Here is a 16,945-nt window from a genome sequence, read left to right as displayed (position 1 = left end):
CGTCGTTCCGGGCGTCATCCGGGGTGTCATTCCTTCTCGCCGCCCAGTGCGAGACGGATCAGGCTGTCGGCGTCCAGTTCGTCGATGTCTTCGCCCTGTTCGCCCTCTTCGGCGAGCAGGGCGTCGTCCTGGACGCCGGCGAGCCGCAGCAGCGCCTCCATCAGCCCGGCTTCCCGGAACCTGGACAGCGGTACGGTCGCGAGTGCCGTGCGGAGTTTCTCCTCCGCAGCGTCCGGCTCGCCATGTTCAACGATCTGATGCAGCAGCTTTTCCTTCAGGAAGGAGGCCAGTTCGAGGGTGTTGGGGTAGTCGAAGACCAGGGTGGCGGGCAGCCGCAGCCCGGTCGCGGTGCTCAGCCGGTTACGCAGTTCGACGGCCGTGAGCGAGTCGAAGCCCAGGTCGGTGAAGGCCCGGCCCGGCTCGACGGCCTCCGCCGAGGCATGCCCCAGGACGGCCGCCGCATGCGTACGGACCAGGTCGGTCAGCAGCCTGGTCCGCTCCTGCCCGGAGAGCCCGGACAGCCGCTGATGCAGCGAATCCGCACCCGCGTCACCGGCCCCGGCAGCGCTGCGCCGCCCGCTACCGGCCGAGACCAAGGCCCGGAACAGCGGCGGGACCTCCGTGCTTCCGATGCTCTGCGCCCGCATCCCGGCCAGGTCGAGCTTGGCCGGCATCAGCAGCGCCTCGTCCCGGGCCAGCGCCAGGTCCAGCAACGCCAGGCCTTCGTCGGCGCTGAGCGCCATGACTCCGCCACGGTTGATGCGGGCCCGTTCGGACTCGCTGAGCTGCACGGTCAGCGCGCTGGCGTCGGCCCACATGCCCCAGGCCAGCGAGGTGGCGGGCAGTCCGGCCGCCCGCCGCTTCGCGGCCAGTGCGTCCAGGAAGGCGTTGGCCGCCACGTAATTGCCCTGGCCAGGGCTGGAGAAGGTGGCTGCCGCGGAGGAGAACAGCACGAAGTGGTCCAGGTCCAGTCCCTGGGTCAGCTCGTGCAGGTTCCAGGCACCGTCCGCCTTCGGACGCAGCACCCCCGCCACCCGCTGCGCGGTCAGCGAACCGACCGTACCGTCGTCCAGCACACCCGCGGTATGCACCACGGTTCGCAACGGCGCTTGCGCCGGGGCCGCCGCCAGTACGGCAGCCAGCTCCCCACGGTCGGCGGCGTCGCACGCCACCACCGTCACCGAAGCACCCGAGTGCGCCACCCGAGCGGCCAACACCGCCACACCGGCCGCACCAGGACCCGAACGACTGGTCAGCACCACATGCTCCGCCCGACCCGACACCACCAGATGCCCGGCCACCAAGCCACCCAACGTGCCCGTACCACCCGTGATCAACGCCGAGCCGACACCGGACGGTTCGGTGGACCGGGGTTCGGCGAGGTTCGACGGCAGGGTCAGGACGATTTTGCCGGTGTGCCGGGCCTGCTGCATGAACCGGAACGCGTCCCGCGCCCGGCGCACCTCCCACGCCCGCATCGGCAGCCGCCGCAGCTCGCCGACGGACAGCAGCTCCACGACCCGCTCCAGGATCGTGCCCAGTGCTGCCGGTCCCGCCTCACCGAGTTCGAACGGGCGGTAGGTGACACCGGGTTGCTCCGCCGCCACCGCCTGGGCGTCGCGGACATCGGTACGGCCCATCTCCACGAACGCCCCGCCCCGCGGCAGCAACCGCAGCGACGCATCGGTCAGCTCACCCGCCAACGAGTTCACCACGACGTCCACACCGGCACCGTCCGTGGCGGCCAGGAAATCCGCCTCGAACCCAGCAGTACGGGAAGACGAGATGTGAGCCCCATCCAGACCCATCGCCGCCAGCACCGGCCACTTCCCCGGACTGGCGGTCGCGAAGACCTCCAGCCCCAGGTACCGGGCAATCTGCACCGCCGCCATCCCAACCCCACCCGTGGCAGCATGCACCAGCACCCGCTGCCCCGGCTTCGCCCCCGCCAACTCCACCAGCGCATACCAAGCAGTCATGAACGCACTGGGGACGGAGGCGGCTTCGGCGTAGGACCAGTCGTCCGGAATCCGCACCAGCTGCCGGGCGTCGGTGACGACCACCGGGCCGAAACCGCCCTCACACAGCCCCATCACCCGGTCACCCGGGACGAGATGGTCCGCCCCCGGTCCGGCTTCGAGCACCGTCCCGGCAACCTCGCTGCCCAGCACTCCGCCACCCGGATACATACCCAACGCGATCAGTACGTCGCGGAAGTTCAAGCCGGTCGCCCGGACCGCCACCCGCACCTGTCCGGCCGTGAGGGGCTGGTCCACCTCCGGCGACGGGAGCAGTGACAATCCCTCCAGCGAACCACCCGCGTCCGGCTCCAGCCGCCACCGGCCCTCCGGAACCGGCAGCCCCCCGGAGGGCCGCACCAGGCGTCGTGCGTGCACTGCGCCGTTTCGGAGCGCCAGCTCCGGCTCCCCGGTGGCAACGGCAAGTGGGAGAACGTCAGTCTCACCGGCGGTGTTGGTGGCCGGCAGGTCGACGAGGAACAGCCGGTCGGGGTTCTCCGACTGGGCCGAGCGCACCAGGCCCGCAAGGGCTGCTGCCGGAAGATCGGCCACCCCCTCACCGGCCGAGACCGCCACCGCACCCCGCGTGAGAACCACCAGCCGGCTCTCCGCCAGCCGCTCCTCACCCAGCCACTCCTGCACCAGAACCAGGGCCTCACCAGTCACCCGGGCCGCGGCCCGCGCCGGGTCGTTTGCGTCTTGGCTCTCGCCACCGGCGCAGACCAGGACGAAAGCCGGGTCGATCTCCCGGTCCGCTGCGGCAGCGGCCAGCTCCTCCAGCCCCGGGAAACAGCGCACCGGCGTCCCAGCAGCCGCCAGTTGCCCGGCGACATCGAAACGGTCGGCACCGATCAGCGCCCACTCACCGACGGCCGCCTCGGCCTCGGTGACCGCCGCCCATTCCACTCCGAACAGCGCATCGGCCATTCCGGTGTCGGCGGTGCGAAGCTGGCCGGTGTCCACCGGGCGAGTGATCAGCGAGGCTACGGAAATCACCGGCTGACCCGCCGCATCAGCAGCCGACACCGTCAACGTGCCCTGCGCATCACGACGCAACCGGGCGCGCAGCACCGACGCACCACTGGCATGCAACTCCACACCCGTCCAGGCAAACGGCAACCGGATCTCGCCCGGCTCCCCCTCAACACCGAGCAAGGCACTGGCATGCAGTACGGCATCCAGCAGCGCCGGATGCACACCGAAGGCCGCAGCGTCCTCCGCCACCTCCTCCGGCAGCGCCACCTCGGCGAAAACCTCCTCGCCCCGGCGCCACACCGCCCGCAACCCCTGAAACGCCGGACCATAGCCGTACGAATTCGCGCCCGCCGCCTGGTACAGGCCAGAGACGTCCACCGTCGTGGCGTCACGGGGCGGCCACACCGCGAAGTCCTCCTCAGCCGCAGCCGCCGGACCGGCGGGGGCGAGCACACCGCCGGCGTGCTGCGTCCACCCCTGCGACTGACCAGCCGCATCCAGCCGGGAGAAGACCTCGACGGCACGCCGCCCCTCGGCATCCGCCCCGGCCAGCACCACCTGGACCTGCACAGCACCACCGTCCTCAGGCAAGACCAGCGGCGCCTGAAGCGTCAACTCCTCCAGCACACCACACCCCGCCTGATCCCCCGCACACACCGCCAGCTCCACAAAACCGGTACCCGGCAGCAGCACCACACCACCCACAGCATGATCAGCCAGCCACGGATGCGTACGCACCGACAACCGGCCCGTACACACCACACCCGCACCACCCGCCAGCTCAACCGCCGCACCCAACAACGGATGACCCACCGCACCCAACCCCAACGACACCGCATCACCACCGAAAGCCACAGCGCTCGCCTTCGGCCAGAACCGCTCATGCCGGAACGCATACGTCGGCAGCTCCACCCGCTTCCCCTCGGGCAGCACCACCTGCCAGTCCACCGGCGCCCCGTTGACGAACGCCTCTGCCAACGAGGTCAGCAGGCGCTCGGCGCCACCGTCATCGCGCCGCAGGGTTCCACACACCGCGGCGGGCTCTGTCCCCGGGCCTGTCTCCTGGGCGACCTCTTCCAGGGTGTCGTTCATCGCCCCCATCAGCACCGGATGCGGCGTCACCTCGACAAACAGTTGATGACCACGACCCGCCAGCACCCGCACCGCACGGTCGTAATGCACCGTGGCACGCAGGCTGCGATACCAGTACCCGGCGTCCAGCTCCTCACCGGACAGCGTCTCGCCGGTCATCGCCGAGACCATCGGAACCCGGCCCCGGCGCGGGGAGACCCCGGCCAGAACAGAGGTGATCTCCTCCTCCAGCCGGTCCACCTGCGCCGAATGCGAGGCATAGTCCACCGCGACCAAACGGGCCCGAGCGCCCTCCGCTTCGAACTCCGCCCTCAGCTCCTCAAGGGCCTCCGGTTCGCCCGAGATCACGGTGGCCGAGGGGCCGTTGACCGCCGCCAGGGACAGCCGCTCCCCGAACCGGACCAGACGTTCCTGGACCTCCGGCGCCGGGCGGCTGACCGACAGCATGCCGCCCGCACCCGCCAGCACCTTCAGCGCGCGCGACCGCAACGCCACCACGCGGGCGCCGTCCTCAAGCGACAGCATCCCCGCCACCGTCGCCGCAGCGATCTCCCCCTGCGAATGGCCCACCACGGCTTCCGGGACGACACCCGCGGCCTCCCAAACAGCAGCAAGAGAGACCATCACCGCCCACAACGCAGGCTGGACGACATCCGCCGCCTCCAACGCCGGAGCACCCTCCACACCCGCCAACACCTCAGTCAGCGACCAGTCCACGTACGGCGCCAACGCCGCCGCACACTCATCGAGCCGCGCCGCGAACACCGGCGAAACCCCCGCCAGCTCCCGACCCATCCCCAGCCACTGCGAACCCTGACCAGCAAAAGCAAACACCGGGCGGGCATTGGAACGGGCCACGCCGGACACCACCGAACCAGCCGGAACACCCGACGCCACGCTTTCCACGCCGCCGAGCAACTCGGCACGCCCCGTACCCACCACGACAGCCCGGTGCTCAAAGACCGAACGCGTCGCCGCCAACGACCACGCCACATCAGCCGGCTCCAGCTCCGGGCGAGCCGTCAGCCAGTCCCGCAGCCGGTCCGCCTGCGCGGCCAGACCCGCAGCCGAGCGGCCGGACACCAGCCAGGCGGGTGCCACGCCGGGAACGAGTACCGTGCTCACGGCCCCGGTCCCCTCGGGGGCTCCGACGAGGCTGTCACCGTCCTGTGTGACGGCGGGTGCCGGGGCCTCCTCCAGGATCACGTGTGCGTTGGTACCGCTGAGGCCGAAGGAGGAGACGCCGGCCCGCCGCACCCGGCCCCCGCTGGGCCACGGCACCGGTTCCGTCAGCAGCTTCACCTCGCCAGCGGTCCAGTCCACGTGTGAGGACAGTTCGTCGACGTGCAGAGTGCGCGGCAGTTGTCCGTGCTGGAGGGCCAGCACCATCTTGATGACACCGGCGACACCAGCAGCGGCCTGGGTGTGCCCGATGTTGGACTTCACCGACCCCAGCCACAGCGGGTCGCCCTCGCCGCGGTCCTGACCGTAAGTGGCCAGCAACGCCTGCGCCTCGATCGGATCACCCAACTTCGTACCGGTACCGTGCGCCTCCACCACATCCACGTCACCGGGCGCCAGACGAGCGTTGGCCAGCGCGGCCCGGATCACCCGCTGCTGCGACGGCCCGTTGGGCGCGGTCAACCCGTTGGACGCACCGTCCTGGTTGGTGGCACTGCCCCGCAGCACCGCCAGCACCGGGTGCCCGTTGCGCCGCGCATCCGAAAGCCGTTCGATGACGAGCACGCCGGCGCCCTCAGCCATGCCCATGCCGTCGGCCTGGTCGGAGAACGCCTTGCAGCGGCCGTCCTTGGCGAGGCCGCTCTGCTCGCTGAAGCCGATGAAGCCTTCGGGCGTCACCATCAGGGTGACGCCGCCGGCCAGTGCCATCGAGCACTCCCCGGAGCGCAGAGCCTGGGCCGCCATGTGCAGGGCCACCAGTGAGGACGAGCAGGCGGTGTCCACCGTCACGGCCGGGCCTTCCAGGCCGAGGGTGTAGGACACCCGGCCGGAGAGCACGCTGGTCGCGGTGCCGGTGATGAGGTGGGCCGCGCCCTCGAAGTCGGCGCCGTAACCGTAGCCGGACGCGTAACCGCCGATGAACAGGCCGGTCGCGGTGGACCGCAGGGAGGTCGGGGCGATGCCGCTGCGCTCCAGTGCCTCCCAGGAGGTCTCCAGCAGCAGTCGCTGCTGGGGATCCATGGCCAGGGCCTCGCGCGGGCTGATCCCGAAGAAGCCGGCGTCGAAGCCGCCGATGTCCTCGATGAAGCCGCCGTGCCGGACGTACGAGGGGCCGTCCAGCGCCTCCAGGTCCCAGCCACGGTCGTCGGGGAACCCGGAGATGCCGTCGCCTGCGGAGGTGAGCAGTTGCCACAGGTCGTCGGGTCCGGCCACGCCTCCGGCGTAGCGGCAGGCCATGCCGATGATCGCGATCGGTTCGTCCGTCACGAGGGTGGCCGGCAGCGCGGCCGGTGTGGCGGGTGTCTGCGGCCCGGTGCCCAGGAGTTCGGTCTCCAGGTAGCCGGTGAGAGCGGCCGGGGTGGGGTGGTCGAACAGCAGGGTCGCGGGGAGCCTGAGACCCGTTGCGGCACTGAGGTCGTTCCGGAGTTCGACGGAGGTCAGCGAGTCGAAGCCGAGGTCGCTGAAGGCGCTCCGGTTTTGGACCGCGTCGGGCGAGGTGTGGCCGAGCACCCGGGCGGCCCCGGCCCGCACCAGGTCGCTCAGCACCCGGCGCTGTGCGGGGCGGCCCAGTCCGGCCAGCCGTTCCGCCAGGGCCGGCTCGGCCGGTGCCTGCGGGGTCTCGGCCAGCAGCGCGGCCAGCCGGTGGACCTCCGGCAGGTCCCGCATCACGGCGGCTCGCAGCAGACCGGCCGAGGACTGCGGCTGGGCGAGGATCGCCGACCAGTCGATGTTCATCACTGTCAGTACGGTGTCGCCGCCGTCCAGCGCCTCGCCCAGGGCCCGTACCGCCAGGTCCGGGTCCATCACCTCTTCCCACTGGTTGCGGGCCAGCCGCTGCCGTGCCGCTGCGGAGCCCTGTGCCACGCCGACCGCCCACGGTCCCCAGGCCACGGCGAGTGCGGGCAGGCCGCGACTGCGTCGGTGCTGGGCGAGGGCGTCCAGGTAGGCGTTGGCCGCACCGTAGTTGGCTTGTCCGGGGGCTCCGGTGGTGGCGACCACGGAGGAGAACAGGACGAAAGCGTCCAGGTCCAGGTCGGCGGTCAGCTCGTCCAGGTGGGCGGCGCCGGCGGCCTTGGCCGCGAGCGCGGTCTCCAGCCGGGCCGGCGAGAGGGCGTCCACCACGCCGTCGTCCAGCACCGCCGCGGTGTGCACGACGGTGGTGAGCCGGGGGCCGTCGGTGCCGATCCGGCCGATCACCGCGCCCAGTTGGGAACGGTCGGCCGTGTCGCAGGCCAGTACGTCCACACGGGTGCCGCGCGCGGCCAGTGCGGCGGCCTGCGCTGCGGCTCCGGCGGCTGCGGGGCCGGAGCGGCTGGTCAGTACCAGCCGCTCGGTGTCGCGTGCGGCCAGCCAGGTGGCCACGTGGCCGCCGAGTGCGCCGGTGCCGCCGGTGATCAGCGCGGTTCCCGTCGCCGACTGCGAGGTAGCGGCCGCCGGGGACTGCGGAGCGTGGGCGAGTCTGCGACCCAGGGCCCCGGACGGCCGAAGGGCGACCTGGTTCTCCACGGAGCCGGCGAGTGCGGTCGCCAACTGCCAGCCGGTGCGTTCGTCCAGGACGGTGGGAAGGTCGATCAGCCCGCCCCAACGGTCAGGGTGTTCCAGCCCGGCGATCCGGCCGAAACCCCAGACCTGGGCCTGCAGCGGGCTGGTCGGCGCCTCGTCGGGGCCGGTGGCGACGGCGCCGCGGGTGGCCACCCACAACGGCGCTGTGATGCCGGTGTCGCCGAGCGCCTGCACCAGTGCGAGGGTGGCGGCCAGGCCCGCCGTCACCACCGGGTGGTCCGGCAGTGGCGTCTCGTCCAGCGCCAGCAGCGAGAGCACTCCGGATGCCGGCTCGGCGTCCTGCTGTGTCCGGTCGAGCAGCGCGGCGATCGCGTCCCGCTGAACGGTGCCTTCCGGCACCTGGACCGGCACGGTCTCGGCACCGCGGGCGGTGAGCGCCGCACGGCACTGCCGGGCCGCCTCGCCGTCGGCTTCCTGGGCCGGTACGAGCAGCAGCCAGCGGCCGGCCAGCCGGGCCGGTACCGGGTCGGCCACCGGCGCCCAGGTGATCCGATAGCGCCAGCTCTCGGTGGCCGAACGTTCCTGCTCGCGGCGCCGCCAGGATGCCAGCGCGGGCAGCAGACCGTCGAGTTGGTGCTCGTTCTCGATGGCCAGTGCCCGGGCGAGCCCGGTACGGTCGCCGCCTTCGACGGCGGCCCAGAACCGCGCCTCGGCGGCCGAGGACCCGCCAGCGGCGACCGCGGCGGCGGCTGCTGTGGCGGTGGCGGAGGGCTCCAGCCAGTAACGGCGGTGCTGGAAGGCGTAGGTGGGAAGCTCCACCACCTCACCGGCCGGCAGGACCTTGCGCCAGTCCACCGGCAACCCCGCCACGTGGGCGTGTGCGAGGGCGCGCAGCAGACCGGCCGCGCCCGCATCGGTCTGCGACAGGGTGCCGATGCTCAGCACCGGGGTGGTGCCCGCGTCCGTGTCCTGGGCGGTTTCGGTCACCGCAGCCGTCAGCACCGGATGCGGCGAGATTTCGACGAACGCCCCGTAACCGGATTCCAGCAGCGTGCGCACGGCGTCCTCGAAGCGCACCATCTGCCGCAGGTTCGCGAACCAGTACCCGGCATCCACCTCCTGCCCGGCCAGCCACTCCCCCGTAACGGTCGAGACCAACGGGATGCGGCCCGCCTGCGGGGCAATACCCGACAGCTCCACTTCAAGCTGGGCGGCAAGCGGCTCCACCGCCGCCGAATGCGCCACGAAGTCCGTCGCCGGGATACGCCAGCGCAGCACCTTACGCGCCGCCAGCTCCCGCTCGAATCCAGCCAGCGCCTCCGCTTCTCCGGAGACCACCACCGACGCCGGGCCGTTGACCGCAGCCACCGACAACCGCCCGTCGAAACCCGCCACCAACTCACGCACCGCACCAGCCGGCATCACCACCGACACCATCGCCCCAGCCACATCCAGCGACGACAACGCACGCGAACGCACCGCCACCACCCGTGCCGCATCCTCCAGCGACAGCATCCCCGCCACCGTCGCCGCAGCAATCTCCCCCTGCGAATGACCCACCACAGCATCCGGCACCACACCCGCCGCCTCCCACACCGCGGCCAACGACACCATCACCGCCCACAACGCAGGCTGAACAACCTCAGCCGCCTCCAACGCCGGAGCACCCTCCGCACCCGCCAACACATCAGTCAGCGACCAGTCCACATACGGCGCCAAAGCCACCGCACACTCATCGAGCCGCGCCGCAAACAAGGGCGACGAAGCCAACAACTCCCGGCCCATCCCCACCCACTGCGCACCCTGCCCCGCGAACACGAACACCGTACGACCCGTGGCCCGAGCAACCCCCGACACCACACCCGGCGACAACTCACCGGCCGCCAGGCCCCGTACCCCGTCCAACAGCCCCGTCCGGTCACCAGCCACGACCACACCCCGGTGCTCCAACACCGCCCGCGTAGCCGCCAACGACCACGCCACATCAACCGGACGCAACGCAGCACGCCCAGCCGCCCACTCCCCCAACCGACCCGCCTGCGCAGCAAGACCCTCCGCAGACCGACCCGACACCAACCACGCGGACGCCTCACCCGCCGCAAGAACGGCAGGCGCGGCCTCAGCCGGTTCGGGCGTTTCGCCAGTGTCGGCCGGATCGGCCGGGGCCTCCTCCAGAATCACGTGTACGTTGGTGCCGCTCATCCCGAAACCGGAGACACCCGCCCGGCGCACCCGCTCACCACCAGGCCACGGCACCGACTCCGCCAGCAGCCTGACCTCACCCGCCGACCAGTCCACATGCGGCGTCGGCTCATCCACATGCAGCGTGCGCGGCAACCGCTCATGCTGAAGAGCCAGCACCGTCTTGATGACACCCGCAACACCGGCAGCAGCCTGCGTATGACCGATGTTGGACTTCACCGAACCCAACCACAGCGGCCGCTCCGCGGGGCGGTCCTGGCCGTAGGTGGCCAGGAGGGCCTGGGCCTCGATGGGGTCGCCCAGCTTGGTCGCCGAGCCGTGCGCCTCCACCACGTCCACGTCACCGGGCGTGAGACGGGCGTTGGCCAGCGCAGCACGGATCACCCGCTGCTGCGACGGACCGTTGGGCGCGGTCAGACCGTTGGACGCACCGTCCTGGTTGACCGCACTGCCCCGTACGACAGCCAAGACCTTGTGCCCATGGCGACGCGCGTCGGAAAGCCGCTCGACCACCAGCAACCCCACGCCCTCGGCGAAGCCGGAGCCGTCGGCCGAGGCCGCGAATGACCGGCAGCGGCCGTCCAGAGACACCCCGCCCGCGGTGGCGAAGGTGACGAACACGTCCGGGGTGGCGGTGACCGTGACGCCGCCCGCGAGAGCGAGTGAGCACTCGCCCGCGCGCAGGGCCTGGGCGGCCATGTGCAGCGCCACCAGGGAGGAGGAGCACGCGGTGTCCACCGTCACCGCCGGGCCCTCCAGGCCGAAGACGTAGGAGAGCCGGCCGGAGAGCACGCTGGTCGCGTTGCCCGTCGCCAGGTGTGCCTCGGCGACGCCGGTGCCCTCCAGCGACGCGTCGTGGGCGTACCGGGAGGAGTAGCCGCCGATGAAGGCACCGGTCTGGCTGCCGCGCACCGAGGCCGGGTCGATGCCCGCGCGCTCGAACGCCTCCCAGGAAGTCTCCAGGAGCAGCCGCTGCTGGGGGTCCATGGCCAGCGCCTCGCGCGGGCTGATCCCGAAGAAGCCGGCGTCGAAGGAGGCGGCGTCCGGTACGAATCCGCCGACCTGCTGGTAGGAGACGCCGGTGCGCTCTGCGTCCGGGTCCTGGAGCCGGTCCAGGTCCCAGCCACGGTCGCGGGGGAACGGGCCGATCGCGTCCGCGCCGGAGTCCAGCAGGTGCCACAACTGCTCCGGGCCGGTCGCACCGCCCGGGAAACGGCAGGCCATGCCGACGATCGCGATGGGTTCGTCGGCGCCCACTGCAACCGGTGCGGTGGGAGCGGCGGTGGCGGGCAGGTCCCCGGCCAGTTCGCCACGGAGCATCGCGGCCAGCGCGGCCGGGGTGGGATGGTCGAACACCAGCGTCGCCGGCAGCCGTAGTCCGGTCTGTGCTTTCAGCCGGTTGCGCAGTTCCACCGCGGTCAGCGAGTCGAAGCCGACATCGGTGAAGGCACGGCCGGCGTCGATCGCGTCAGGGGAGGCGTGCCCCAGTACGGCGGCGGCGTGCGCGCACACCAGCTCCAGCAGGAGCCGGTCCCGCTCGGTGCCACCGACCGAGGCCAGCCTGCGGCGCAGTGCCTCACCGGCCTCCGCACCGGAGCCGGTGGCGGTCCCGGAGGCGACGGTGCGCCGGGCGGACGGTCCCGCCAGTGCCCGCCACAGCGGCGGCACCTCGCCGCCGGCCGCGGTCTGTGCGCGCAACGCCGCGGTGTCCGGCCTGGCGGGCATCAGCACTGCTTCGTCCCTGGTCAGCGCCGTGTCCAGGACGACCAGTCCCTCGTCGGCGGTCAGCGGTACGAAGCCCCGGTCGATGCGGGCGAGGGAGGTGGCGTCCAGGTTGCGGCCGATGCCGGACTCGTGAGCCCACGGGCCGAGCTGCAGCGACGTGCCCGTGAGGCCGGTGGCCCTGCGGTGCGCGGCCACGGCGTCCAGGAACGCGTTGGCCGCCACATAGCTGCCCTGGCCTGCCGAGCCGAAGACGGCGGCGGCGGACGAGAACAGCACGAACCGGTCCAGTTGGAGTCCGGCCGTCAGCTCGTGAAGGTGCCAGGCGGCATCGGCCTTCGGCCGCAGCACCGCGGACAGCCGCTCCGGCGTCAGCGACATGATCACACCGTCGTCGACGACGCCCGCGGCGTGCACGACGGAGCCCAGCGGGTTCGCGGCCGGGATCTGCTCCAGCACGGCGGCCAGGGCGTCCCGGTCTGCTGCGTCGCAGGCGACGATGCGTACCTGTACGCCGAGCTGGGCCAGTTCGGCGGCCTGGGCGGCCGCACCGGTGGCGACCGGGCCGGAACGGCTGGTCAGTACCACGCAGCCTGCCCGGCCGGTGGCCGCCAGGTGCCGGGCCACCAGCCCGCCCAGGGTTCCGGTGCCGCCGGTGACCAGCAGCGAGCGGGCTGCCGGGTCGGCCTGGATGCCGGACGGCCACTGGATCCGCGTCACCTCCCCCGTGGGACGGGTCAGGCGCCTGCCGTACTGGGCCTGACCGCGGATCGCCACCTCCGGCTCCCCGCTGCCCAGCGCCGTGGGCAGCAGCGCCGCCTCGTGCGGGGCGTCGGCGTGCGCGGGGAGGTCGGCCAGGAACAGCCGGTCCGGGTTCTCCGACTGCGCCGACCGCAGCAGGCCGCGGGCGACCGCAGCGGCCGGGTCCACCACGTCCTCGTCGGTGACCGCGTCCGCCCCCCGGGTGACGACCACCAACTGGGCGTCTTCCAAGGCTGGTTCGGTCAGCCACTGCTGAACGAAGTGGAGCGCGGCGACGCCGGCCCGGTGTGCCGCACCCGGGAGGTGGCGCGCCGCGCCGACCGGTTGCGGGAAGCCGGGGGCCGCCGGTACCTCCTTGCCCGCCGACGTCGCATCGTCAGCCGGTGCCTGGTCGTCAGCCGACGCCTCGGCGTCCTCGGCGGACACGTTGTCGCCAGGCAGGGCGTCCACGTCGGACAGGGCGTCGGCACCGGTCAGGATGTCCACGTCGGACAGGACGTCGGCGCAGACCACAACGGTTCGCGGGGCACCGGTGCCGGTCTGCGCCGCGGCGACCAGCTCGGGGAGGCCGGGGAAGGAGCGCAGTTTCACGCCTGCCGTCTCCAGCCCGTCGGCCAGCCCGTAACGGTCGGCGCCGAGCAGAGCCCACTCGCCGGTCGGGGCGTCACCGCCGGGCAGCTCGGCCCATTCCTGGACGAACAGCGAGTCGGCCAACTCGTCCTGTGCGGCGTGCAGTTGTTCCGCCGATACCGGGCGCCGTACCAGCGAACCCACGGTGACCACCGGGGCTCCGGTGGTGTCGGCAGCCGCCAGCGAGAGCCCGCCCTGTGCGTCCTGGCGCAGCCGTACCCGCAGCACTGTGGCGCCGCCGGCGTGCAGTGCCACGTCGGTCCAGGCGAACGGCATGGTGACCTGCCCGGTCTCCTGCGCGGCGGCCGGTTGGGAAAGGAACGAGGCGTGCAGCGCCGCGTCCAGCAGCGCCGGGTGCAGACCGAAGGTGCCCGCCTGCTGCGCGACCTCCTCGGGCAGCACCACCTCGGCGAAGACCTCCGTGCCGCGCCGCCAGGCCGCACGCAGCCCGTGGAAGGCGGGGCCGTAGGCCTCCGCCAGCCGCACCGGGTAGACGTCCGAGACGTCGGCCGGCACCGCGTCCTGCGGGGGCCACACCGCGAAGTCCCGGTCGGCCGGTGCGGGCGGCGCGGTTGGGCCGAGCGTCCCGCCGGCGTGCAGCGTCCATGCCTGCCGGTCGGCGGCGTCCTCGGGGCGGGAGAAGACCCGGACTCCGCGATGTCCCTCCGTGTCCGGTGCGGCCACCGCGACCTGGAGCTGCACCCCGCTGCCGTCGGCGGGCAGCACCAGCGGAGCGTGCAGCGTCAATTCCTCCAGGAGCCCGCAGCCGACCTGGTCGCCGGCGCGCACCGCCAGCTCCACGAAGCAGGTGCCGGGCAACAGCACCACACCGCCGACGGCGTGGTCGGCCAACCAGGCATGGGTGCGCAGTGAGAGCCGTCCCAGGCACACCACCCCGTCGCCCCCGGCCAGTTCGACGGCAGCGCCGAGCAGTGGGTGGCCGACCGCGCCGAGGCCCAGCGCCAGTGCGTCGCCGCCGTCCTGGCGCAGCCCCACCATCGGGCCCTTGGGCCAGTACCGGCGGTGCTGGAAGACGTAGGTGGGCAGCTCGACCCGCTCACCGGCGGGCAGCACCGACGCCCAGTCCACCGGCGCGCCGTTGACGAACGCCTCGGCGAGCGAGGTGACCAGCCGTTCCGCGCCACCGTCGTCCCGGCGGAGCGTCCCGCACAGGGCGGCGGGCACGACGCCCGGGCCCGCCTCCTGCGCGGCCTCCTCCAGCGAGTCCGTCATGGCGCTCAACAGCACCGGATGCGGCGACACCTCGATGAAGACCCGCTGCCCCTGGCCGGCCAGGGAGCGCACCGCCCGTTCGAAATGTACGGTGGTGCGCAGGCTGCGATACCAGTAGCCGGCGTCCAACTCTTCGCCGGTGAGGGTCTCACCGGTCATCGCGGACACCATCGGGACGCGGCCCTGGCGCGGGGTGATTCCGGCCAGGACGGTGGTGATCTCCTCCTTCAGCCGGTCCACCTGCGCCGAATGCGAGGCGTAATCGACCGCGACCATGCGGGCCCGGGCGCCTTCCGCTTCGAACTCCGCCTTCAGCTCTTCAAGGGCCTTCGGTTCGCCCGAGACGACGGTGGCCGAGGGGCCGTTGACCGCCGCCAGGGACAGCCGGTCGCCGAACCGGGCCAGGCGTTCCTCGACCTCCGCCGCCGGACGACTGACGGACAGCATGCCGCCCGCACCCGCCAGCACCTTCAGCGCACGCGACCGCAACGCCACCACGCGCGCGCCATCCTCAAGCGACAGCATCCCCGCGACCGTAGCCGCAGCGATCTCCCCCTGCGAGTGGCCGACCACCGCATCCGGAGCGACACCGGCCGCCTCCCAGACATCAGCCAGCGACACCATCACCGCCCACAACGCAGGCTGAACGACATCCGCCGCCTCCAGCGCAGGGGCGTCCCCCGTTCCCGCCAGGACATCGGTCAGCGACCAGTCAACGTACGGCGCCAACGCCGCCGCACACTCCGCCAACCGCCCCGCGAACACCGGCGAGGTACGCACCAGCTCCTGTCCCATACCCAGCCACTGCGACCCCTGACCGGGGAAGACGAACACCGGCCGGAGGCCGGGGCGGGCCGTTCCGGACACCACCGAACCGTTCGGCGTTCCGGCGGCGAGATTTTCCAAGCTCGTCAGCAGCGCGGCGCGGTCGTCACTGCCGACGATGACGGCACGATGCTCGAAGGCGGTCCGCACGGTCGCCAGCGACCAGGCGACATCGGCCGGTCGCAGCTCCGGACGGGCCGTCAGCCAGCCGTGCAACCGGTCCGCCTGCGCCGCCGGTGCTGCCGCCGACCGGCCCGAGACCTGCCAGGCCCGGACCGCACCGGCACCTTCCCCGGACAGCACCCGCGCAGCCGGCCCATCCGGTTCCGTCTCTGGTTCCTTGGGCTCCTCGGCGGCTTCGGCCTCCTGCGCTGCGGGAGCCTCTTCCAGGATGAGGTGAGCGTTGGTACCGCTCATGCCGAACGCAGAAACAGCAGCCCGCCGCACCCGGTCTCCGTCGGCCGGCCAGGGCGCCGGTTCGGTGAGCAGCCGCACCTCACCCGCCGACCAGTCCACATGCGAGGACGGCACCTCGGCGTACAGCGTCTGCGGCAGCCGCTCATGCTGGAGCGCCAGCACCATCTTGATGACACCCGCAACGCCCGCAGCGGCTTGGGTGTGGCCGATGTTGGACTTCACCGACCCCAGCCACAGCGGCTCGCCATCGCCACGGTCCCGGCCATACGTCGCCAGCAGCGCCTGCGCCTCGATCGGGTCACCGAGTGTGGTACCGGTGCCATGGGCCTCGACCACGTCCACGTCCCCCGGAGCCAACCGGGCGTTGACCAGGGCCGCACGGATCACCCGCTGCTGCGACGGCCCGTTGGGCGCGGTCAGACCGTTGGACGCACCGTCCTGATTGACCGCACTGCCCCGCAACAGCGCCAGCACCTTGTGGCCATTACGGCGGGCATCGGACAGCCGCTCCACCACAACCATGCCGGCACCCTCGGCCCAGCCCGTACCATCCGCATCCTCCGAAAACGCCCGGCACCGGCCATCAGCCGACAACCCCTGCTGACGGGAGAAGTCGATGAACGTCCCCGGCGTCGCCATCACCGTCGCCCCACCCGCCAGCGCCAGCGAACACTCCCCCGACCGCACCGACTGCGCCGCCAGATGAAGCGCCACCAACGACGACGAACACGCCGTGTCCACCGTCACCGCCGGACCCTCAAGACCCAGCACATACGACACCCGCCCGGACAGGACACTGGTCGCATTGCCGGTCAGCACGTGACCCTCAGCGCCGGAGTCGTCCTGGCTCATGGATATGCCGAGCCCGTAACCGGAGGTGAAGCCACCGGCAAACACACCGGTGGCGCTCTCCTTCAGGGACGCCGGGTCGATGCCGGCACGTTCCAGCGCCTCCCAGGACGTCTCCAGCAACAGCCGTTGCTGCGGGTCCATCGCGAGAGCTTCGCGCGGGCTGATTCCGAAGAATTCCGCGTCGAACTCGGCCGCTTCCCGCAGGAACGCGCCCTGGGCGACGTACGAGGTGCCTTCGCGCTCACCGTCCGGATCGTACACACTCTCCAGGTCCCAGCCGCGGTCGGTCGGGAAACCGTCCACGCCGTCGCCACCGGAAGCAAGGAACTCCCAGAACTCCTCCGGACTGCCCACGCCACCGGGGAATCGGCACGCCATCCCGACGATCGCCAGCGGCTCCTGCTCGGCGGCCTCCAGCCGGTGCAGACGCTTACGCGTTTCCTGGAGCTGGGCCGCGGTCTTCTTGAGGTAGTCGAAGAGTTTCTCTTGGTTGTCCACCAGGATCCCTTACCAAAATGTTCCGTCAGTGAGCG

At 72.1% G+C, this 16,945-nt stretch carries 1 protein-coding gene; it reads right to left on the bottom strand.

The window, feature by feature from the left end:
* Nucleotides 1-26: 26 nt before the first annotated feature.
* The gene (locus AB0A97_RS35700) at nt 27-16,910 is read right to left on the bottom strand and encodes a type I polyketide synthase (protein WP_361158260.1); all 16,884 of its coding nucleotides are present in this window, start codon (nt 16,908-16,910) and stop codon (nt 27-29) included.
* Between the last annotated feature and the right edge of the window lie 35 nt (nt 16,911-16,945).

This window comes from Streptomyces sp. NPDC045470, assembly GCF_040646595.1.
In the GTDB taxonomy this organism is placed as follows: domain Bacteria; phylum Actinomycetota; class Actinomycetes; order Streptomycetales; family Streptomycetaceae; genus Streptomyces.
The sequence above is the reverse complement of the archived record's forward strand: the minus strand, read 5'-3'. Positions and strand labels throughout refer to the sequence as shown.